Consider the following 20,617-nt stretch of genomic DNA (forward strand, 5'->3'; position numbering starts at 1 on the left):
GAAGATGAAATTCACCCTGTCCTGGCTGAAAAAGCACCTGCAAACCGAAGCTTCTCTCGACGACATCGCCAAGACGATGGTCAAGGTCGGACTCGAGGTTGAGGAAATTGAAAACCCTGCTGACCGGCTGAGTGCCATCACGGTCGGACATGTGGTCGCCGCTGAACCTCATCCTGATGCGGACAAATTGCAGATCTGTACCGTCGAGACCAAGGACGGCGCGATGCAGATCGTCTGCGGCGCACCGAACGCCCGCAAAGGGATTAAGGTCGCGTACGCGCCGGTGGGGACTTATATTGCCGGTCTCGACATTACGCTGAGCAAGGCGAAGATCCGCGGTGTTGAAAGCCTCGGCATGCTGTGTTCATCGCGTGAGCTCGAAGTCGGCGAAGACCATGACGGGATCATGGAACTGCCTGCCGACGCGACCGTTGGCACTCCCCTCGCCGATATTCTGGGTCTCGACAATCCCGTCATCGATTTCGAAGTGACGCCAAACCGTCCGGATACGAATGGTGTGACCGGCGTCGCGCGAGACTTAGCCGCCGCTGGTCTGGGCACTTTCATCGACAATACCGCGGCGCCAATCGAAGGCCAGTTCGAACAGCCCGTCCCGGTGATGCTTGATGCCCCTGACGCCTGCCTCGCATTTGGCGCGCGCTATATTCGCGGCGTCAAGAATGGCCCCTCGCCCAAATGGCTCCAGGATGAGCTGCGTGCCATTGGCCTGCGGCCGATCAATGCCCTCGTCGATGTGACCAATTACGTCTCTTATGACCGGGCGCGCCCCCTGCACGTCTATGATGCTGCAAAGCTCAATGGCGGCCTTCATGCGCGCATGGGCAAGGCCGGCGAGGAATTTGAAGCGCTCGACAAGAAAACCTATACGGTTGACGAGACCATGTGCGTGATCGCAGATGAGAGCCGCGTACTGGGCCTGGGCGGTATCATTGGCGGTGTCTATTCGGGGTGTACGACACAAACGACCGACGTGTTGATCGAGTGCGCCGTGTTCGACACGCTCCTCATGGCGCGCACCGGCCGCAAGACCGGGATCATTTCCGACGCCCGCTATCGCAATGAACGCGGGATCGATCCCGCATCGATCAATGACGGTCTGGAACTGGCGACGCAGCTCATTCTGGACATGTGCGGCGGTGAGCCCAGCGAAATATCGATTACGGGTGAGGCGCCGACCGAGCGGAAAGTGATCGAGTTCTCCCCGGCCAAGGTCGAAAAGCTGACCGGCATGGACGTCAGCGATTCCGACAAGGAACGTATCCTCACCGCCCTTGGCTTCGATGTGAAGCGTGGCGGCACATGGGAAGTGACCGTCCCAACCTTCCGTCCGGACATTGAGGGTCAGGCAGACCTGGTCGAGGAAATCGCCCGCATTCACGGGCTTGATCATCTGCCCACCACCACCCTCCCCGTCGAACGCAGCGTCGCAACGCCGGGTCCGTCACTGCAGAAGCAGCGGGAGCGGACCGGGCGCGTGGCGCTGGTCAATGCCGGTTATGACGAAGCCGTGACCTGGGCCTTCTGCGAGGGCGGCGTGGCAGAGGCCTTCGGTGCGACAACGCCGCTGAAGCTGTCGAACCCGATTTCGTCAGACCTCGACACAATGCGCCCCGGCGCCCTGCCCAACCTCGTCGCCGCCATCGGCCGCAATGTGGCGCGGGGTGCCAGCACGGTCAGGCTGTTCGAAATTGGCGGCCGCTACAACACCGATCAACCTTCCGGTCAGGAAAGCCTGTTGTGCGCCGTAGCCTTTGGTGCCGAAGCCAAGCTGTGGAACACGGCACCATCGGCGCCGGACGTCTTCACCATGAAGTCGCTGGCTCTGTCGACGCTTGAGGCCCTCGACGTCGCTGTCGGCAATCTGATGACCCTGCCCCAGGGTCCGGCTTATTTCCATCCTGGCCGCAAGGGCCAATTGGGACTGGGACCTAAAAACATCATCGCCCAGTTCGGCGAGATTCATCCCGCTGTCCTGAAGAGCATGGATGTGGCGGGTCCGGTGGCCGCGATGGAAATCTTCATCGACAACATCCCGGCACCAAAAAACAAGGGTGCACGGACGAAGCCAGCGCTGAACGCGTCTGCGCTGATGCCCGTTCGTCGGGACTTCGCCTTTGTCGTGAAGGACGATGTCAAAGCCGAAGCGCTATTGAAAGCCGTCCGCGGCGCGGACAAAAGGCTGATCAGCGCTGTCCGGCTGTTTGATGTCTATCAGGGGACGGGCGTGCCCGAGGGTCACAAATCCATTGCGCTGGAGATCACGCTGCAGCCAACGGACAAAACCCTGACCGATGAGGAAATCGATGCTGTTGCCCAACGCGTGATCGCCCAGGCAACGAAGGCTGTGGACGCCACTTTACGCGGCTAGGGTTCAGTCTTGAGGGTCTTGGCGCTTTGACCGCGCCCGGACCCTCTCCACCGCCGTGCGCCCCAACGCGCCCTTTACCCGCGCCCGAAAACGGGCGGACACTGACAGGCGCGCAATATCCCTGGCATCGGTCGGCACCGGGACGGCATCTTTCGCATCGGTCCCCCGGATGCCGAGAAGGCCGGTATTCCCCGGTGCGCCCTTTTCACTGTTCAGGCCGAACCAGTAAATCACGATGCCGCAGGCCATCAGCAGGCCAAGAAATGCAATGCCGCCCATGGGGCCTCCTTCTCCAGGTCTATGCCTGCACTTAACATGCCAGACGGCTCAAACACCGCTAGGACATGAACCTCGCGCCAAGGAGTTTGATCATGACTGTCTATACCGACCGCTGGGCCCTCGTCACCGGCGCTTCATCTGGCATCGGCCGCGCTTTTGCGTTGGAGCTGGCGAGACGCGGCGCCCATGTCGCAATCACCGCTCGCCGCGAGGAGGCACTGCTGGCCCTCGCGTCAGAGATTGAGGCGCTTGGGCGTTCCGCCATGGTCCTGCCGGGAGATCTGTCTGATGCGGAGACGCCCGGCGCGCTGATCGGCGCAATGGAGGCGGCCGACCGGGCACCGGACATCCTGGTCAATAATGCTGGCTACGCGATTGGTGGCGGATTTGCCGGGACAAGCTGGAGCGGCCAGTCCCGGTTTCTGCAGGTCATGATCAAAGCGCCGGTTCAACTGGCGCACCTCACCTACGGCAAGATGCTGTCGCGGGGCTATGGCCGCATCATCAACGTGGCCAGTGTGGCGGGGATGATCCCCGGCGGGCCAAGCCACACCCTTTATGGAGCCACCAAAGCGCTCCTGATCAATTTCAGCCAGGCCCTGGCCGCGGAGGCCCGCGGGCGAGACGTCAAGATCAGCGCCCTGTGTCCCGGTCTTGTGGTCACCGGTATCTATGCGGATGATATGAAGGAAAAGCTGGAGCGCCTGCCCAGTTTCGTCAAAATGTCGCCAGAGAAGGTCGCGTCAAAGGCGCTCGATGCCGTTGAGCGCGACCACACTGTTTTCGTCCCGGGACTGTTCAACAAAACCGTGATGGCGCTTGCCCATCTGCTGCCGCGCAGCTGGGCCGAAGGCATCATGGCGCGTCAGCCGCGCATTTCGTCTTCCGGTGGCTGATCATCATTGTCATCGGGCAGGATGACGGTGACCCGCCCCGCAGCAAGATCGACATGGGGTACCGCTTCGCGAGTAAACGGCACCATAACTGGGCCTTTCCTGTCCGGCACATCGACCAGTTCAAGAATATCGCCCGCCCCATAATTGACCGCAGCCCTCACCTTGCCGGCAGAGTCGCCGCTTTCAGTAAACGCAGCCAAGCCTTCCAGGTCGGTCAGGTAGAACTCGTCCTCATCGGCAGGAGGCAGGACGGAACGGCGGACATGCAGCAGGGTGCCGCTATAGGCATCGCAGTCCTCACGCGTCCGGATTTCCGGCGCGCGCACGATGAAAAGACCCGGCTTAACCTCCTGCCCTACACGGACAGTCAGGGTACGGCCCTGCGCATCGGTCAGCGGGCCGTAATCCCCGATGGCGGCAGGATCAGCGGTAAAGCTGCGGATCTTGAAGTCCCCCCGCACACCGTGGGGGCCAGCAAACTGGCCCACCACGATGAGGGGATCGGCCGGTGACGGCTTGGTCGATGCCATCTGCCGGTCTCCGGTTTACTCGGCGTCTTCTTCAGCCGGGGCTTCTGCTGCAGCTTTAGCAGCTTCGGCAGCGGCTTCTTCAGCAGCCTTTTTCTCTTCGATGCGCTCGAGCGCTTTCTTGCCAGGCTTGCCCTTGTTCGGGTTGTCGCCGTGCGACCATTTCACAAGATCAAGAGCGCCGAGGAAGCGAGCAACACGATCCGTTGGCTGCGCGCCGTGGTCGAGCCAGTATTTCGCCCGCTCAGCATTGATCTGAATGCGCTGTTCGCTGTCCTTGGCGAGAAGCGGGTTGTACGAACCGATTTTCTCGATGAAGCGGCCATCACGCGGCATGCGCGCATCAGCAACGACGATTGAGTAGTAGGGACGTTTCTTGGCGCCACCACGGGCCAGACGAATTTTCAAAGACATGGAATTTCCTTCGTTTCTATTCGGCTTCGATGATGACGTTGCCGTCATCGGTTAAGGTTCGACCATCCATCGCGCAGGCCCGATAAACGGCCTCGTCTGCGCGGCGCACGGCGAAATTGGCCTCGCGGCGGTCAAGCGGGGTTGCGTCCTTGTCCAGGCGGACAAAAAAGCTGACCTCGCCAGTTCCATCGTTGAGGGTTCGAACGATGCCGGTGACCGGCAAATCCTTGTTGAAGAGGGCTTCGAGGCGATCTGCCCCGTCGGACTGGCCCGGCGCCGCCTTCACGGCAAAACCGTCGGTGGCCAGCAATGCCTGCTGGGCACAGCTCACGGTGATCGGCGCCTGAAGATAGTTCATGGCGCTGATGACGTCGGGTTCAGCCCCGATCGTCGCGCAGCCCGTCATCAGCACCAGTCCGGATAGGGCAAGACGGCTCATTTCTTCTTGGGTCCCCCAAGGCCGGGCAGACCACCCAGCTTGGACAGATCCGGCAGCTCTCCCTGCCCACCGCCCAGGCCCGGCAAACCGCCGCCGCCCAGACCACCCGGTGGCAGGCTGCCACCCATGCCGCCCATACCTCCCATGCCCGCCATGCCGCCGCCGAGCATCTTGGCCATATTGGCCGCCATGCCGCGTTTGCCGCCCTTGCCGACCTTCTTCATCATGTCCGCCATGGCGGCGTGGGATTTCAGGAGCTTGTTCACATCCTGCACCTGAACGCCTGCGCCTGCCGCCACGCGCCGCTTGCGCGACGCGTTCATGATCTTGGGCGACTTGCGCTCCTTTTTGGTCATGGAGGTGATGATAGCTTCCTGCTGGCGGATCTGCTTGTCTTCAAAGCCCCCCGCCGCCGTCACGGCATCTTTCATCTTTCCCATGCCTGGCATCAGGTCGAGAATTTTGCCCATGCCGCCCATCTTGCGCATCTGGACGAGCTGTTCACGCAGATCATCAAGGTCGAATTCACCCTTGGCCAGGCGCTTGGCGGCTTTCTCCGCCTTGTCCTGATCCATCTGCTCGGAAGCCTGTTCCACAAGCGAAACGATATCGCCCATGCCGAGGATACGGCCCGCCATACGCTGGGGGTCGAAGACGTCGAGAGCATCGAGTTTTTCGCCCACACCGGCAAACTTGATCGGCGCACCGGTCACGGCCCGCATGGACAGGGCAGCACCACCGCGCCCATCACCATCCAGCCGGGTGAGAACTACGCCGGTTACCGGCACACGCGCCTTGAACTTCTCGGCGGTCTGGACGGCGTCCTGACCGGTCAGGGAGTCGAGCACCAAGAGTGTTTCGGCAGGGTTCGTCCGGCTGTGGATCTGCTGGACTTCCTCCATCAGCTGTTCGTCGATGGACAGACGGCCGGCGGTGTCGAGAATGACAACATCGTGGCCGCCAAGACGGGCCGCTTCCATGGCGCGCTGGGCAATCTGGACCGCCGTCTGACCGGCGATGATCGGCAGGGTCTGGACCTCGGCCTGTTCACCCAGGACCTTCAACTGCTCCATGGCGGCGGGACGGCGGGTGTCGAGCGACGCCATCAGGACACGTTTCTTGTCCCGGGTTTTCAGGCGGAGAGCCAGCTTCGCACTCGTAGTCGTCTTACCGGAGCCCTGAAGACCGACCATCAGGATCGCCACCGGCGGGGCCTTGGCGATGTCGAGTTCGTGGGCGTTGTCGCCGCCGCCGAGCGTATCGATCAGGACATCGTGGACAATCTTGACGACCTGTTGGCCGGGCGTGACCGAGCGCAGCACTTCATGCCCGACCGCGCGCTCCTTGACCTTCGCGATGAATTGACGCGCCACCGGCAGCGCCACATCGGCCTCCAGCAGGGCGATGCGCACTTCGCGCATGGCCTCTTCAACGTCTTTTTCGTTCAGCGCGCCGCGGCCACGCAGTTTGTCAAAGACACCAGAGAGGCGGTCAGAAAGACTATCGAACATCAATTCACCTTCATATCAGCCAAACGACAATTGCCGCCGCGAGGGCGTTACCCTGGCGGCGGGACATCCCCGGCCTCGTCCTTGCATATGGGTGCTTACCCGTGATCGCGAAGGGGTCGTGCCGGTAGACGCGCAGATCCTTTGCGCTGACCGAAATTTGAGGTCGGCTTATGCGCAGAACATGAGAAAAGGTCAATAGACGCCGAAAAGGCAGGAAAAGTCGCAGCGCATGTGATTGTGTTCACAAAGCGTTTCGTTAATTGTGGCACATCGAACTTGCCAAACTATAGGGCGGGAGAGGTCCCAGGTGTTGTTTGTTGTGCGCCTGAGACGATATGGTGCGTTAGGTCGAGGATAATCAATTTTTATGAGTGCAAATTTGCCGTTGGACAGGTCCGGATTCTCGGCCGGAGCTTTCTTCAAGAATAACCGCTATCGCACGATTGCCATTGTTCTTGTTTCGATCATTGCGGTTGTTGCATTTGCCTTTTGGGCAGCTCTGGGCAACCTCTGGTTCCGGTGGGGCCAGGCCCAGGAACTGAACCACTCTTACTTCCTGCCGCTCGTCGCTGGCTGGATGCTGTGGGAGCGTCGCCGTATCCTGCCCATGAGCGCGGGCAAACCCAGCCTGTTTGGCCTGATCCCGATGATCGGCGGCTGCCTCCTCCTCTATGTGGGCGCCCTGACGCATATTTTCCTGCTGCAGCATTTGGGCTTCATGGCGATCCTCGTGGCATTGCCGCTCATGCTTGGCGGCTTTTCACTGTTCGCGGTGATGATTGTCCCGATCGCGTACATGATCTTCATGATCCCGCCGCCCTATTGGGTCATCACGGTCCTCTCTGGCAAATTCCAGCTGATGTCTTCGTCCCTCGGCGTCGACATGATGCGGCTGTTCGACATTCCCGTTTATCTCAGCGGCAACGTCATTGAACTGCCCTCCACCAAGCTGGCAGTCGTCGAGGCCTGTAGCGGTCTGCGTTACCTCTTCCCGTTCCTCAGCCTTGGCGCCCTTGCCGCGTATTTTTACACAGGTCCCCTCTGGCAGCGGATTATCATCTTCCTGACCACCATTCCGATCACGATCCTGATGAACTCGGTCCGGATCGCTCTGACCGGTATTCTCATCGAGAAAGTGGGCGGCAACCACACTGAAGGCTTCCTGCACATGTTTGAAGGCTGGATGGTCTTCCTTCTGTGTATCGCGATGCTGGTTGGCGTGATCTGGATTTTCACCCTCATGCGCGGCCAGAAGAACCCGCTGGTCTTTGTGAGCGTCGACGACGTCAAGCCAGCCAATCCAACCGGCGTGTGGACCGAAAAGCTGTTCATCCGCAACGGCATCATCACGGTGGTTCTGGTTCTGCTTTCCGGCGTTTTTGCCCATGGTGTGCTGCAGCGTCAGCTGATCATTCCTGAGCGTGAACCACTGCAGGTTCTGCCGCTGGAGTTCCCGGATTACAGTGTCCGCGAGACAGCCCTGACCATGGATGTGGAAAACGTGCTGGGTGCCGATGACTACATCGTCATGGATATGCGCAATGATGAGGGCGACCTCCTCAATATCTACATTGCCTATCTTGAGGCCCAGCGTGACGGACGCTCATGGCATTCGCCCATGCAGTGCCTGCCGGGCGGCGGATGGCAGATCCAGAGCCGGGATATCGTTCCTGTCACCCGTGCAGACGGTCGGACCTATCACCACAACCGCATGATCATCCAGCAGGGTGAGAATCGCCTGCTCGTCTATTACTGGTACGATCAGCGCGGCCGCAAAGTCGCCAACGAGTTCATGATGAAGTTCACGGTCATGTACGATGCGGTGACGAAGCACCGGTCCGATGGTGCCATGGTGCGCATCATGACGCCGGTTCTGGCATCGGAAACACTCGAACAGGCAGAAGCACGTCTTGAAGCCTTGCGTGTTCGGCTGGAACCGCTACTGCCGAAATATGTCCCTGAATAAATCTCTGCGCGTCCTGCTTGTCGGGCCGAATGCATCAGAAAACATGGGGGGAGAGGCCATCCTCCCCCTCCACTGGCTGCGCGAGTTGCGCCAGCGCGGCGTCGATGCCGAAATCCTGACCCACGCACGGTGCCGCGAGGAACTCATGGCCTCGCGCTATGCCGACATGCCGATCAGGTTTGTCGAGGACGCGCCGCTGGAGAAAGGCATCTACCGCCTGATCAAGGACAAGCCCACGGCGATCCGTGAGCTCGGCCTGCAGGTTCTGGCAATGATCACCAATCTGCGTCTCGGTGCGGCGGTGAAGGCGGCCCATAAAAGTCAGCCCTATGATCTCATCCATCAGGTGATCCCCGTGGCGCCAAAGGCGCTGGTCTTCTCCAAGCTGGATGGCGTCCCCCTTATCTGTGGCCCAATGAACGGCAACATGTCCTACCCCGATGGATTCGAGGCAAGTCATGGGGCCGGCACCGGCAAGCTGAAACGCCTGCTGACCGGTCTGACCACGCTTGGCCATTTCGTTTTTCCATCGAAACGAAACTCATCTCGCCTGATCGTTGCGAACCGGCGCACAGCCTCGGGCCTGCCCGACAATGCCCCTCAGGATCGGGTCGTCGAGCTGGTAGAGAACGGCGTGGATCTCGACCGCTGGGTCATGCCGAAGGCGACCACACCGGCGGAGCCGACCTTTGTCTTCGTTGGCCGGCTGGTCCACTGGAAGGCGGTGGATATTCTGCTGCGGGCCTTTGACCGCCTGCCACCCCAGACGCATCTGCAGATCATCGGCCAGGGCGCCGACCGCGAGAAGCTCGAGGCGCTGGCCGCCTCCCTTCCATCAGCAGCACGCATTTCCTTTCTGGGACAGATGCCGCAGTCAGAGGTGCGTGAACATATGGCCGCGGCGACGGCGCTCGTGCTGCCCAGTGTCTGGGAGTGCGGCGGGGCCGTGGTGCTGGAGGCCATGGCCTGTGCAAAGCCCGTCATCGCCACGGCATGGGGCGGACCTTGCGACTACATCACCGAGGATACAGGCATTCTGGTCCCGCCCCTATCGCATGACGCCCTGATCCAGGGGTTGTCAGAGGCCATGACCACGATCGCCGCTGATCCGGCAAAAGCCGAGGCGATGGGCCAGGCAGGACGCGCGCGCGTCGAGACGACATTTTCCTGGTCGGCAAAAGCGGATGAAATGATGACCATCTATCGCGATGTTCTCGCAGAGCATCCCGCGACAGGTTCGGTGCGAGCGTCTTGATCCGGCACCGATGCCGCGGCAGGTAGCCGTTTTCAGATACAAAACAAGTTGGTGGATGTGAACACTCTGCAGCAACCTGACGGCCGGTCATTTCATCGTCGCGACCATCAGAAAGCCGACGGTCGCATGCTGTATCTGTACGGGTACGACATGCCAAAGGGCGAACCCCGACCCGATAGCCTTGAAGGCGCAGGCCCCGGTGCGGAGCTGCGCTGGCACCCGTTGCGTGGGGAATGGTCCGTCTATGCCGCGCACCGCCAGAACCGGACCTTCATGCCATCGAAGGCCGATGACCCCTTGGCCCCCACCACGCCTGACGGGCCGCTGACGGAAGTCGAGTTTTCTGATTTCGAAGTCGCAGTGTTCCAGAACCGCTTTGCCAGTCTTCACCCCGATGCCACGATGCCCGAGGCGATGCCGCCCGGGACCGACGGCGGCGCAGCCAATGGCGATTGCGAAGTGGTCGTGTTCTCTCCTGAAGCGGAGGGAAATTTAGGGACGCTTGATCAGGACCGACGGCGCCTGCTCGTCAGTGTGTGGAATGATCGTTACGAGGCGATGTCAAAGCGTGGTCTGGCTTACACGATGCCATTTGAAAGCCGCGGTGCAGAAGTGGGCGTCACGCTGCAACACCCGCACGGCCAGATTTATGCCTTTCCCTTTATCCCGCAGGTCCAGAAGGTGGCGGCCGATGCCTTTGCCGATGGCTATGACCTCGGAGCACCGCTGGAAGACTGGTTCCCGACTTATGGTGTCGAGCGCGCAGGGCCGTTGATGGCGATTGTCCCGCCCTATGCCCGCTATCCCTATGAGGTTTGGATCACCGGCGCCCGTCGGGTGGCAGGCCCGTGGGAATATACCCCGGAAGAGTTTGATGCGTATGCTCATCTTCTCGGCAGCGTGACCCGATGCTATGACGCTCTGTTCGGTCAGGCGACACCGACAATGATGAGCCTGCAGGCCGCACCGAAGGGCTATGACGGCAGCTTCCATTTCTGGACACAGTTCTTCTGCCTGTTGCGTGCACCCGGTCGGTTGAAATATCTCGCCTCGGTTGAACAGGCGACCAGTGTCTTTACGGTCGATGTGATGCCTGAACAGGCGGCCAAACAATTGCGGGAAATCCTATGAAGACGTTCACAGACTATTTTGGTCACGATCCCGCAGTGAGCGTGCGCGTGCCGGGCCGCGTCAATCTGATTGGCGAGCACATTGACTATACGGGCGGTACGGTGCTGCCCACACCGATCCCGCGCTTCCTGAACCTCGCCATGTCACCCGGCTCACAGAACGTACGGATTGCCTCGACGCGATTTGAAGAGATTGTTGAGCGGCCCCTGACCGATCAACTGAACGGTCACTGGTCGGACTATGCCCTGGCCGGGCACCGCATGGCCGTGGCGCGCGGGCTGTTGTCCGGTGGCGCAGAGTACTGGATTGATAGCGACGTCCCCCACGGCGCGGGCGTTTCGTCCTCAGCCGCGCTGCTGGTCGCTTTGCTGAAGGCGGCATCGGAACAGTCCGTCGAAGACATTGATCCCAAGACCATCGCCCTGTGGGCGCAGGCGGTCGAGAGCGACGATATCGGCATGCCGTGCGGAATCATGGATCAGATGGCTGTGGCGCTGGGTGAGCCGGGTCAGGCCCTCGCGCTGAACACGGCCGATCTGTCGACCGACCTTATTCCCCTGCCCCCATCTGTCGCCTTTCCCGTCTATCATTCGGGGCTTACCCGTGCGCTGGCCGATGGTCAGTATGCGTCCCGCCGCAAAGCGATCGAAGACGCCAAGACCGCGATTGGGCTTGAGAACATCAGCCTCGCCAGCGATGAGCAGCTGGAGCAGATCAACGCCCTGCCAGAGCCAGCAGCAAAGCGAGCGCGGCATGCTGTCACCGAGCACCGCCGGGTCATGGAGGCGGTTGACGCACTGAAGGCTGGGGACACGGAGCGGTTTGGTGCGCTGATGACCGAAAGTCATGTCAGCATGCGCGATGATTTCGAGATCACGGTCCCGGCCATGGACCGTATGGCCGAACGCGCAGTGGCTGCCGGGGCCTATGGTTCGCGCCTGACCGGAGGCGGCTTTGGCGGCTGCTTTGTGTCCTGTGTCCCGCTGGAGCGCCTGTCGGCGTGGAAGGACGAGATGGAATCAGCCTTCCCTGACATTCGTCTCATCACAGATGGTGTCACCACCGACTAGGCGTCAAACCGGCCGAGCTGTTCATTTTTCTTCAAAGAGGCAGCGGGGATCACACGCCCGTTCATGACGCCGTACACACCATGGTCCAGAGCCTGGGCCGCGATGATGGCGCCGCCCAGATTGAATCCGGCGTCGGAAACGAAGAGGGAGAATGGCCGCATGGCGCCCGTCAGAACAATCGTCTTGCCAAGGTTTCGCTTGGCCAGAAAATGGGCCGTCTGGTCCATGGTCGACGTGCCGTGGGTAATGACGATCGCCTCTTCCTTAGCCGCCATGACGCGCTCGAGGATCAGCTGCCGATAGGTTTCCGTCATCTCAAGGCTGTCGATCTGGAACAGCTGCTCAACCGCCGGAAAATAGCACCGTCCGTTATCCAGTACCTCTGGCACTTGGCTTTTCCCTTGCCCAGCGAATGCAATATTCTCAGTTCGCCAGTCATGGACTTTGTCGAGTGTACCACCAGTGGTCAGAATGCGGACAGGTTTCATTCCTTGGCCTTTTGCCTGAAGATCTCTTCGTTCAGGCCGCCTTCCCATTTTGCCACTGCCGTCGCAACCGCTGCGTCACCGGTGACATTGGTCATGGTCCGCATCATGTCGAGGAGGCGGTCAAACGGGAAGACAAGGGCGATGATCAGAACCGCCTGCTCCGTCGTGACGCCAAAGGTGGCGAGGACCGCCACGGCGAGAAACAGGCTGGCCGATGGAATCCCCGCGACACCGACGCTGGTCGCCGTGGCCGTGACGGCGATGGCCACATAGTCACCCAAGGTAAGGTCCATGCCGAGAGCCTGTGCCGCGAACAGGGCCACGAGACCGAGATAGATGGAAGTACCATCCATGTTGATGGTCGCGCCGATGGGCAGGGTTGAGCCGGCGATCGACCGATCAACCCCCAAATTGTGGTTCACGTTGGAGATGGTCACCGGCAGGGTCGCTGAGGAGCTGGCCGTTGAATAGGCGGTACCCATGGCGTCCGCGATACCGCCAAGGAACCGGAAGAAGGGCAGTCCGAGCAGTACACGAATGATGCCGCCATAGACGAACACCATCTGCACCACGCAGGCCACATAAAGCGCGAGGGTCAACTTCGCCAGATTTTCCAGGATCGCCAGTCCTTGCGTCCCCAGCACCCAGGCCATCAGCGCAAAGACGCCATAGGGCGCGAGCGCCATCACGAAATTGGTCAGTTTCAGGATCGCTTCAGCGGCCGACTCCATGGTCTTGCCAATGGCTTCTTCGCCCTGTCCCGAGGCGATGATCGCGATACCAAACAGGATGGCGAAAAAGATAATGGGCAGGATATCCCCCGTCGCCAAAGACTCGACTGGATTTGAAGGGATCACATCGAGCAGCTGTTGCACAGCGGAGCGCTCTGCCTCTGCGGCGGCGCCAAGCCGTTCCATGATCTGTGCCTGGGCCGCACCGCTGTCGGCCGATTGATAGTCGACACCATTGCCCGGCTGAAAAACGATGCCGGAGATAATGCCGATCACAACCGCAAAAACGGTCGTGCAGAGATAAAGACCGATGGTCTTGAGCCCGAGGCCACCGAGGCGTTTGGGATCGCCCATGGAAATGACGCCACCCACGATGGTCGTGAACACCAGCGGTACAATAAGCATACGGATGAGTTTGATGAACGCATCGCCGAGCGGTTTGATGCTCGCGGCGGTGTCGCCAAAAATATAGCCGACGATGCCCCCGGCGATCAGGGCAATAATAACTCGAAGCCAGAGCGGCAGGCGCAGCACCCGCCCCAGAAAGAAGAGGACGGCAAAGACTGCAAGAGTGATGATCCAGAAGAGTGGCGCCGTGGGCTGTTCCACAAATACGCGTCCAAAGTCGCTCAGGCCATTCATCGAAAGATCCTTTGTTCGTCGGCAGAGATGTCGCAGGGAGGCTCAGGCCAGAAAAATGGGCGACCCGCGAAGGTCGCCCATTTTGGCGTTACCAATCAAGGCCCAGTTCGTTCGCAAAGTAGACGAACTGCAGCGCAAGGCGCGTGGCCAGCTGATCCTGGTTGGCAGCGGCGCCGTGGCCGCCTTCGATGTTTTCGTAGTACAGGAATGGATATCCGTACTCGGCCATCTTCCGCGCCATCTTGCGGGCATGGCCCGGATGGACGCGGTCGTCCTTGGTCGAGGTGAAGAAATAGGGCCGTGGATAGTCCACGCCTTCCTTCAGGTTCTGGTACGGGCTGATCGTTTCAAGAAAGGCCCGTTCTGCCGGAATATCCGGGTTGCCGTATTCACCCATCCAAGACGCACCGGCCAACAGCTTGTGATAGCGCAGCATGTCGAGAAGCGGCACACCAATGCCGACGGCTTTATAGAGATCTGGCCGCTGGGTCATCGAGACCCCCATGAGCAGACCGCCGTTCGAGCCGCCGAGAATGCCCAGCTGCTCGGTGGTCGTGATCTTCTTCTCGATCAGGCTTTCCGAAACCGCGAAGAAATCATCATAGATGAGCTGACGCTTTTGCTTCAGACCAGCCTGGTGCCATTCGGGACCAAACTCGCCGCCGCCCCGGATATTGGCGATGACGTAGATACCGCCATTCTCCAGCCACAGCTTACCGGTGGTGGCGGAGTATTGCGGCAGGATCGAAATCTGGAAGCCACCATAGCCGTACTGGATCGTCGGCGCAGGACCGGCGTCCAGCACATCCGTTTTGCCCATAACGAAATACGGGATGGCCGTGCCGTCGGAGCTGATCGCTTCGAACTGCCGTGTTTCAATGCCGTCCGTGTTGAAGAACGCCGGCGTTGATTTGATCGGTTTTGGCGCTTCGCCCTTTTCGACAAAGTACAGTGTCTCTGGCGTCGTCGGGTTCTCATAATAGACAAGCATATTGCCGGTCTCATCATCGACCGACGACACGGACACGACGCCCGCATCGGGCAGGTCCACGGCCTTTTCGACCCAGGATGTACCGTCATGCTGCAGGGTGATGATCTTGCCATTGATATTGTCGAGCAATTTCAGGGCGATCATGTCGTTGGCGGTCGAGATGCCGTCGACGGCAACGCGGTCAGCGGGTTCGTAGACCAGCTCAACGCTCTCATCGGCAGGGTCGAACGCGACCACGGAACCGATCTTGTAGGTCGAGCCGCCATAGGCCCAGTTTTCATTCAGGCTGAGAATGATCTTGTCATCCACAAGACCGGAGAAGTCCGATTTCAGCGGGAACGGCATCTTTTCATAGCTGCCATCATCCTGACGCAGGTAAATCTCGAACTCGTAGAAATTGAGCGCCTTGGACACACCGGCAACCGTCTTGCCATCCTTGTGGGAGGCAAAAGGCCATACGCCCATGTCTGACTTTTCGATCTCGAACACCACCGGGGCATCTTCGATCGCCGTCCCGCGCTGCCACTCCCGGATCTGACGGGCGTAACCGGAATCGGTCACCGTCTCTTCACCCAGATTGGTCCCGACGAGCAGGCTGTCCTGGCTTAGCCACGCGGCGGATGATTTGGCCTCGGCCAGATCGAAACCGTCTTCGACAAACGCGCGCTCTGAAATCAGATATTCGCGTTTGACCGCAGCGTCCGAACCGCCGCGGGAGAGGGTCATGATGCAGCGATCATAGTCGGGCTCGAGGCAGCTGGCGCCTTCGTAGACCCAGTTCTCGTCCTCTTCCTTGGCCAGCGCGTCGATGTCGAGAATGACATCCCAATCCGTGCCGCCAGCAACGTAGTCGGTGATGGGCATACGGCGCCAGATTCCGCGCACATGCTCGTCATCCTGCCAGAAATTATAGGCATACCCGCCGCGCAGGGCCGCTGATGCAATGCGCTCATCCGAGGTGAGGATGCTTTTCGCTTCGTCGAGAAGCGTTTGATAGTGCGGATCGCTCTGCAGCTCTTTCAGCGAGCGTTCGTTCTGTTCGCGGACCCAGGTCAGGGCGCGGTCGCCCTCGACCTCCTCAAGCCACAGGAAAGGATCGTCGCTGGTCATTTCGCTTTGGGCCATGTCGGTCTTTGTCTCTTGTAGAGCCGGATCAGCAGCCAGACTGGTGCCGCCGACTGCGGTCAACGCAGCTGAAGCGCCCAGCAACAGGCTGCGCAGGTGGAAGGTGTGGTTCATCGAAAGTCCCTTGGGGGTTACGAATGTAACCACACACTACCCTGTCATACCGTCGCGGCAAGTCGTCATGATGTGACGTTTGGCGACAGAACCGCCAGTTTGCCCTATTGGACTTCGGGCATGATCACGACGGGCCGCAGATTGGTCACGACCTGGCGCGCGTCATAGGCCGTTGGCTGGTCCGCGGGCTTTGGCCCTTTACCCATCAGGATATAAGCCATGGCGGAGTACCGGTTGCGTTCCCGGATGCTGATGTCATCGTCGAACGGTCCCCAGCGATAGCCACGACCATAGTAGGGAAAGGGTCGACCCAGTCCGTAATAGCCCCAAGGATCGCGGGAGCCGGTGTAGGTTGTGGATTTCTCTGTCTCGTCCTCGACCACGAGGAAATAGTCATACCCATTCTCCAACGTGACCTCGGCGGAGCGATAAAGAAGATAGTTCTCGACGGTCTCGCGGTCGGTCAGGGAATTGCCGCGGAAGGTGATGCGGAAACGGTTGTCTTCAATCCGCTGCTCGGAAAACCCGTAACCGCTCTGACTGTCGGCCGCCGCAGCATAGGGCGTGGATGTCGAACAGGCGGCCAGTCCCAGAGATATGGCGCTCAGCACGGCGAGGGAGACGAAAGGAATACGGGTCATGATGGTCCTCCTGCGACAGTGCGACGATCCGCACTATATGGGTCGGCGACATTGCCTTGTCTTCCCCACTATAACGCCCCTAGCACACATCATGGATGACCAAATCGACATATCGGTAAAACATGACGCCCTGCCCGCCAGCCATCCCCCTGTCAGGTTGGGTCGGGTCGGCGTTCTGCTCGTCAATCTCGGCACACCGGATAAGGCCGATGCTGCCTCCGTTCGCCGCTATCTGCGGGAGTTTCTGTCCGATCGCCGCGTGGTGGATTATCCCCGCGCGTTCTGGCTGCCGGTTCTGTACGGCGTGATCTTGAATACCCGTCCGGCGAAGACGGCAAAACTCTATCAGTCCATCTGGCACGAACCCACCGATGAGAGTCCTTTGCGGTATTACACCAGGGGCCAGGCGGAAGGTATCGCTGAGATTCTTGGCACCGGTGTGACCGTCGACTGGGCGATGCGCTACGGTAATCCCTCCATCGGCTCGCGGATCGATGCGCTGAAAGCGGAAGGGTGCGACCGTATTCTGGTGGTCCCGCTCTATCCTCAATATTCCGCCACCACCACGGCCACCGTCGTCGATGCCGCGAGCGCGCATCTGAAGACCATGGCCTGGCAACCGGCCCTGCGCATTGCGCCGGCCTTTCACGATGCGCCGGGCTATATTGCCGGATTGGAGGCGTCGATGAGGGCGCATGTCCCCGCCGATGCCGAGCGGGTCATACTGTCATTCCATGGTATTCCTGAGCGGTATTTCAAAGCCGGTGATCCCTATCACTGCCACTGCCAGAAGACAGCGCGCCTTCTGCGGGAGCGGATGGGGTGGAGCGAGCAGTTTGCCCCCCTCGCCTTTCAGTCGAAATTTGGCCCGGAAAAGTGGCTGGAGCCATCGACCGAAAGCCTTGTCGTCAAGGCCGCCGAAGAGGGCCTGAAATCGATCGCCATTGCTGCCCCGGCATTTGTTTCGGACTGCATCGAGACGCTCGAAGAAATCGGGATCCAACTGCGCGAGACGTTTGAGGAGCACGGCGGCAAACATCTGACAGCCATCCCCTGTCTGAACACCGATCCGCAATTCGTGGAGTTTCTCGCCAATTTTGTTCAGAATGAGCTGGGCGGCTGGGTCGAGCCCTCCATGGCGTAAGGGATCGATCCACATGATCCAGTTCTACGTTTCAGCTGATTTTGACCTCCCCCTGCCCGACGGACACCGTTTTCCCGGGCAGAAATACGGCATGTTGAAACGCTATCTGCTCGAGCACGACATTCTGACACCGGCGCAGGTCCTGACGTCACCGCGTGCAGATCGTGATGTGCTTCTCACGGCACATAGCGTCGACTATGTTGACCGGCTGACCGACGGGACGATTGATCCAAAGATCATGCGACGCATCGGCTTTCCGTGGTCGGAGCAGATTCCCCGGCGGGGTGAGCGAACGGTGGGCGGAGCCCTGGCGGCGGCATGCCTTGCCCTGAAACATGGTCTGTCCGGCCAGATGGCCGGCGGCACTCATCATGCGCATCGCGACGAAGGCGCGGGCTTTTGCATCTATAACGACATGGCGGCAGTCTCTCTGACCCTGTTGAATGAAGGCGCCGTTGACCGCGTTGCCATCGTCGATCTTGATGTTCATCAGGGGGACGGAAATGCATCGATCCTGGCGGAGGATCCGCGGGTCTTCATTCTTGATCTTCATGGCGCCAAAAATTTCCCCTTCAGGAAAGTCCCCAGTGGCTATGATGTTCCGCTACCGGACAATATGTCGGACGGGGATTATCTCAGCGTCCTCGATGAGCATCTGCCCGCCGTCTGGGCCTTCGCACCCGATCTTGTTCTTTATCAGGCGGGTGTCGACAGCCTGTTCAGTGACCGGCTGGGCCGCCTTGATCTGTCCTTTGACGGATTGATGGAGCGTGACCGGATGGTGCTGGAGGGTTGCCGTCAGCGCGGCATCCCCTGTTCCATGGCGATTGGCGGCGGCTACGCAGAACCTATTGAGGACACCGTCCTCGCCTATGCCAACACCTATCGCGTGGCAAAATCGATCTACGGATTTTAGCGGTTGATATAATCCCGCAGAGCGGCGCTGAACTCAGTCACCTGATCGTCCGTCGTCATATAGCTGGTCACGAAGCGACGGAGTTTGCCTTTATAGGGATCGCCAGGCTGGATCCAGTCATAGAAGGTCGCGCCCTGTTCTTTCAGTGTACTGACGAGATCGTCCGGCATTGTCACGAAAACTTCGTTGATCTCCGTGGGATGGACTAGGGTGCACACCCCTGACGCGGCAAGCGACTTGGACAGACGATCCGCCTGGGTGTTTGAGATCTTCGCGAGGCGCAGCCACAGATCGTTCTGCAGAAAGCCAAGCCATTGAGCCGACAGAAAGCGGTATTTGCTGAAGACATGACCGGCGCGGCGTTGGCGAACTGCAAGCTGCTCACCACACTGTTGATCGAAAAAGATAATCGCCTCGGCAGCGAGGCAGCCATTCTTTGTGCCGCCAAAGGTGAGGACGTCCACCCCGGCGCGGGCGGTCATGGCCGCGGCGCTGGCCTTACCCCGCGCACAGGCGTTGGAGAACCGTGCCCCATCAAGATGGACTTTAAGGCCGAAGCTTTTCGCGGTGTCGCAGAGAGCACCGATTTCGTCAGCAGAATAGACGGTGCCGCATTCCGTCCCTTGTGTCAGCGAGAGCACTTTGGGCACGACCCGGTGGGGCTGTTGCGGCGTGAAGAACTTCATCGCATCGCGCACAATGTCAGGGGTCAGCTTGCCGTGCTGTCCCTCAAGCGGAATGATCTTCGCGCCAGCGGTGTAGAACTCCGTCGCGCCGCACTCATCAACATTTATATGACTATTCTTGTGTGCGAGAATGGCGCCCCAGGGCGGGGTCATACAGGCGAGGGCCAGCGCGTTCGCCGCCGTGCCCGTTGCGACGAATCCGACCGTGATGTCCTGCTCGAAAATATCGCGCAGCAGACCGATGGCCCGCGCCGTCACGTCGTCGGCCCCGTAGGCTGGCGCATTGCCAATATTGGCGGTCATCATCGCTTCGAGGACGGTGGGATGAATGCCGGACCAGTTATCGGACGTGAACAGCATCGGCGCCCCTAAACCGCGGAGCCCATGAGACGGCGACAAATGTCATCGAGCTGGTCGAGGGTGTCATAGGTGAGGGTCACTGTGCCGCCCTTCTTGGTGTGCTCAATCGCGACCGAAAGACCGAGGGCTGCTTCTAGGTCGCGTTCAAGAGATTTGGTGTCGGCGTCTTTCGCCCCGCCAGAGCTAGGCTTTTTCGCAGGCGTCTCATCGCCTGTCTCTTTTGGTGCGCGCGCGACCGCGCCTGCGGCCCTCTTCTCCGTCTCGCGGACGGAAAGACCTTTGCCCACGACTTCTTTGGCCAAGGCAACAGGGTCATCCGCCGAAAGCAGTGCCCGACCGTGCCCCATGCTCAGCTCACCTGCGCTGACCATCGCCCGAACCTCATCGGGCAGTTGCGTAAGGCGGAGCATATTGGCGATGTGACTGCGGCTTTTGCCAACGGCATCGGCAATGTCACCGGGCTTGCGGTCGTACTGGTCACGGATGCGCGCATAAGCATCGGCCTCTTCCATCGGGTTGAGGTCTTCGCGCTGAACGTTCTCAATCAGCGCCAGTTCCGCCGATGCGCCGGGATCAATATTCCGGACGAGCGCGGGCATCTCGTGAATGCCAGCGCGTTGGGATGCCCGCCAGCGGCGTTCGCCCGCAATGATCAGATGCTTGCCCGTATCACTGCGCGGCCGGACAAGGATCGGCTGCAGGATACCGCGGGCGCGGATGGACGCCGCCAATTCGTCCAGTTGCTCGTCACGAAACATTTTCCGTGGCTGGTCGGGATCCGGCGCGATATCGCCAATCGGGATCATCTGCACGCCATCACGGCGGCGCTCTGACGTTTCAGGCGCGGCACCCTGTTCGCCCAGAATAGCATCGAGCCCACGGCCCAGTCCTTTGCGTGCCAT

The 20,617-nt window shown here is 60.2% G+C and carries 19 protein-coding genes; 8 read left to right on the plus strand and 11 right to left on the minus strand.

The window, feature by feature from the left end; genetic code table 11:
- Nucleotides 1-4 precede the first annotated feature (4 nt).
- Entirely contained in the window at nt 5-2,389 is a 2,385-nt protein-coding gene (pheT, locus tag RUI03_RS14145) for a phenylalanine--tRNA ligase subunit beta (protein ID WP_317288114.1), read from the plus strand.
- Nucleotides 2,390-2,392: 3 nt separating this feature from the next.
- On the opposite strand, the gene RUI03_RS14150 is transcribed toward pheT, so the two are convergent.
- On the minus strand, nt 2,393-2,668 hold the full coding sequence (locus RUI03_RS14150; protein WP_317288115.1) for a hypothetical protein: 276 nt from the start codon (nt 2,666-2,668) through the stop codon (nt 2,393-2,395).
- 92 nt (nt 2,669-2,760) lie between these two features.
- Between RUI03_RS14150 and RUI03_RS14155 the strand changes: the two genes are divergently transcribed.
- Nucleotides 2,761-3,564: an SDR family NAD(P)-dependent oxidoreductase gene (locus tag RUI03_RS14155; protein WP_317288116.1), complete on the plus strand. Its 804-nt coding sequence runs from the start codon at nt 2,761-2,763 to the stop codon at nt 3,562-3,564.
- Here RUI03_RS14155 and rimM read toward each other — a convergent pair.
- Genes rimM through ffh form a run of 4 tightly spaced genes read right to left on the minus strand, consistent with a single transcriptional unit; the run spans nt 3,534 to nt 6,455 of the window.
- The gene (gene rimM / locus RUI03_RS14160) at nt 3,534-4,094 is read right to left on the minus strand and encodes a ribosome maturation factor RimM (protein ID WP_317288117.1); all 561 of its coding nucleotides are present in this window, start codon (nt 4,092-4,094) and stop codon (nt 3,534-3,536) included. The genes RUI03_RS14155 and rimM overlap by 31 nt on opposite strands.
- A 15-nt stretch (nt 4,095-4,109) precedes the next feature.
- Entirely contained in the window at nt 4,110-4,505 is a 396-nt protein-coding gene (rpsP, locus tag RUI03_RS14795) for a 30S ribosomal protein S16 (RefSeq protein WP_410795882.1), read from the minus strand.
- A gap of 16 nt (nt 4,506-4,521) precedes the next feature.
- Nucleotides 4,522-4,944, minus strand: coding sequence for a hypothetical protein (locus RUI03_RS14170; protein ID WP_317288118.1), 423 nt, complete (start codon nt 4,942-4,944; stop codon nt 4,522-4,524).
- On the minus strand, nt 4,941-6,455 hold the full coding sequence (gene ffh, locus RUI03_RS14175) for a signal recognition particle protein (RefSeq protein WP_317288119.1): 1,515 nt from the start codon (nt 6,453-6,455) through the stop codon (nt 4,941-4,943). The genes RUI03_RS14170 and ffh overlap by 4 nt, the downstream gene beginning before the upstream one ends.
- A 367-nt stretch (nt 6,456-6,822) precedes the next feature.
- On the opposite strand from ffh, the gene xrtD reads away from it, so the two are divergent.
- Genes xrtD through galK form a run of 4 tightly spaced genes read left to right on the plus strand, consistent with a single transcriptional unit; the run spans nt 6,823 to nt 11,877 of the window.
- Complete coding sequence (xrtD, locus tag RUI03_RS14180) at nt 6,823-8,421, plus strand: VPLPA-CTERM-specific exosortase XrtD (protein WP_317288120.1); 1,599 nt, start codon at nt 6,823-6,825, stop codon at nt 8,419-8,421.
- Nucleotides 8,408-9,676, plus strand: coding sequence for a glycosyltransferase family 4 protein (locus RUI03_RS14185; RefSeq protein ID WP_317288121.1), 1,269 nt, complete (start codon nt 8,408-8,410; stop codon nt 9,674-9,676). The genes xrtD and RUI03_RS14185 overlap by 14 nt, the downstream gene beginning before the upstream one ends.
- Nucleotides 9,677-9,727: 51 nt before the next feature.
- Entirely contained in the window at nt 9,728-10,807 is a 1,080-nt protein-coding gene (locus tag RUI03_RS14190; protein ID WP_317288122.1) for a hypothetical protein, read from the plus strand.
- On the plus strand, nt 10,804-11,877 hold the full coding sequence (galK, locus tag RUI03_RS14195; RefSeq protein WP_317288123.1) for a galactokinase: 1,074 nt from the start codon (nt 10,804-10,806) through the stop codon (nt 11,875-11,877). Before RUI03_RS14190 ends, galK begins: the two co-directional genes overlap by 4 nt.
- Here galK and RUI03_RS14200 read toward each other — a convergent pair.
- From RUI03_RS14200 to RUI03_RS14215, 4 genes are all read right to left on the minus strand, one after another.
- Nucleotides 11,874-12,365 (minus strand): asparaginase domain-containing protein, encoded by a 492-nt coding sequence (locus tag RUI03_RS14200; RefSeq protein WP_317288124.1) that lies wholly within the window; start codon nt 12,363-12,365, stop codon nt 11,874-11,876. The genes galK and RUI03_RS14200 overlap by 4 nt on opposite strands.
- Entirely contained in the window at nt 12,362-13,738 is a 1,377-nt protein-coding gene (locus RUI03_RS14205) for a dicarboxylate/amino acid:cation symporter (protein WP_317288125.1), read from the minus strand. Before RUI03_RS14205 ends, RUI03_RS14200 begins: the two co-directional genes overlap by 4 nt.
- Nucleotides 13,739-13,826: 88 nt before the next feature.
- Nucleotides 13,827-15,968: a prolyl oligopeptidase family serine peptidase gene (locus RUI03_RS14210; RefSeq protein ID WP_317288126.1), complete on the minus strand. Its 2,142-nt coding sequence runs from the start codon at nt 15,966-15,968 to the stop codon at nt 13,827-13,829.
- Nucleotides 15,969-16,072: 104 nt separating this feature from the next.
- Nucleotides 16,073-16,609: a CC0125/CC1285 family lipoprotein gene (locus RUI03_RS14215; RefSeq protein ID WP_317288127.1), complete on the minus strand. Its 537-nt coding sequence runs from the start codon at nt 16,607-16,609 to the stop codon at nt 16,073-16,075.
- Nucleotides 16,610-16,700: 91 nt separating this feature from the next.
- Between RUI03_RS14215 and hemH the strand changes: the two genes are divergently transcribed.
- Nucleotides 16,701-17,753: a ferrochelatase gene (hemH, locus tag RUI03_RS14220; protein WP_317288128.1), complete on the plus strand. Its 1,053-nt coding sequence runs from the start codon at nt 16,701-16,703 to the stop codon at nt 17,751-17,753.
- 13 nt (nt 17,754-17,766) lie between these two features.
- Nucleotides 17,767-18,669: a histone deacetylase gene (locus tag RUI03_RS14225; RefSeq protein WP_317288129.1), complete on the plus strand. Its 903-nt coding sequence runs from the start codon at nt 17,767-17,769 to the stop codon at nt 18,667-18,669.
- Here RUI03_RS14225 and RUI03_RS14230 read toward each other — a convergent pair.
- Nucleotides 18,666-19,715 carry a threonine aldolase family protein gene (locus tag RUI03_RS14230; protein ID WP_317288130.1) on the minus strand — a complete coding sequence of 350 codons (1,050 nt, stop codon included), beginning with the start codon at nt 19,713-19,715 and terminating at the stop codon, nt 18,666-18,668. The two genes, RUI03_RS14225 and RUI03_RS14230, sit on opposite strands and share 4 nt — an antisense overlap.
- A gap of 8 nt (nt 19,716-19,723) precedes the next feature.
- Nucleotides 19,724-20,617 carry a ParB/RepB/Spo0J family partition protein gene (locus RUI03_RS14235; RefSeq protein WP_317288131.1) on the minus strand — a complete coding sequence of 298 codons (894 nt, stop codon included), beginning with the start codon at nt 20,615-20,617 and terminating at the stop codon, nt 19,724-19,726.

Origin of the sequence: Parvularcula sp. LCG005, assembly GCF_032930845.1 — a bacterium.
GTDB lineage: Bacteria > Pseudomonadota > Alphaproteobacteria > Caulobacterales > Parvularculaceae > Parvularcula.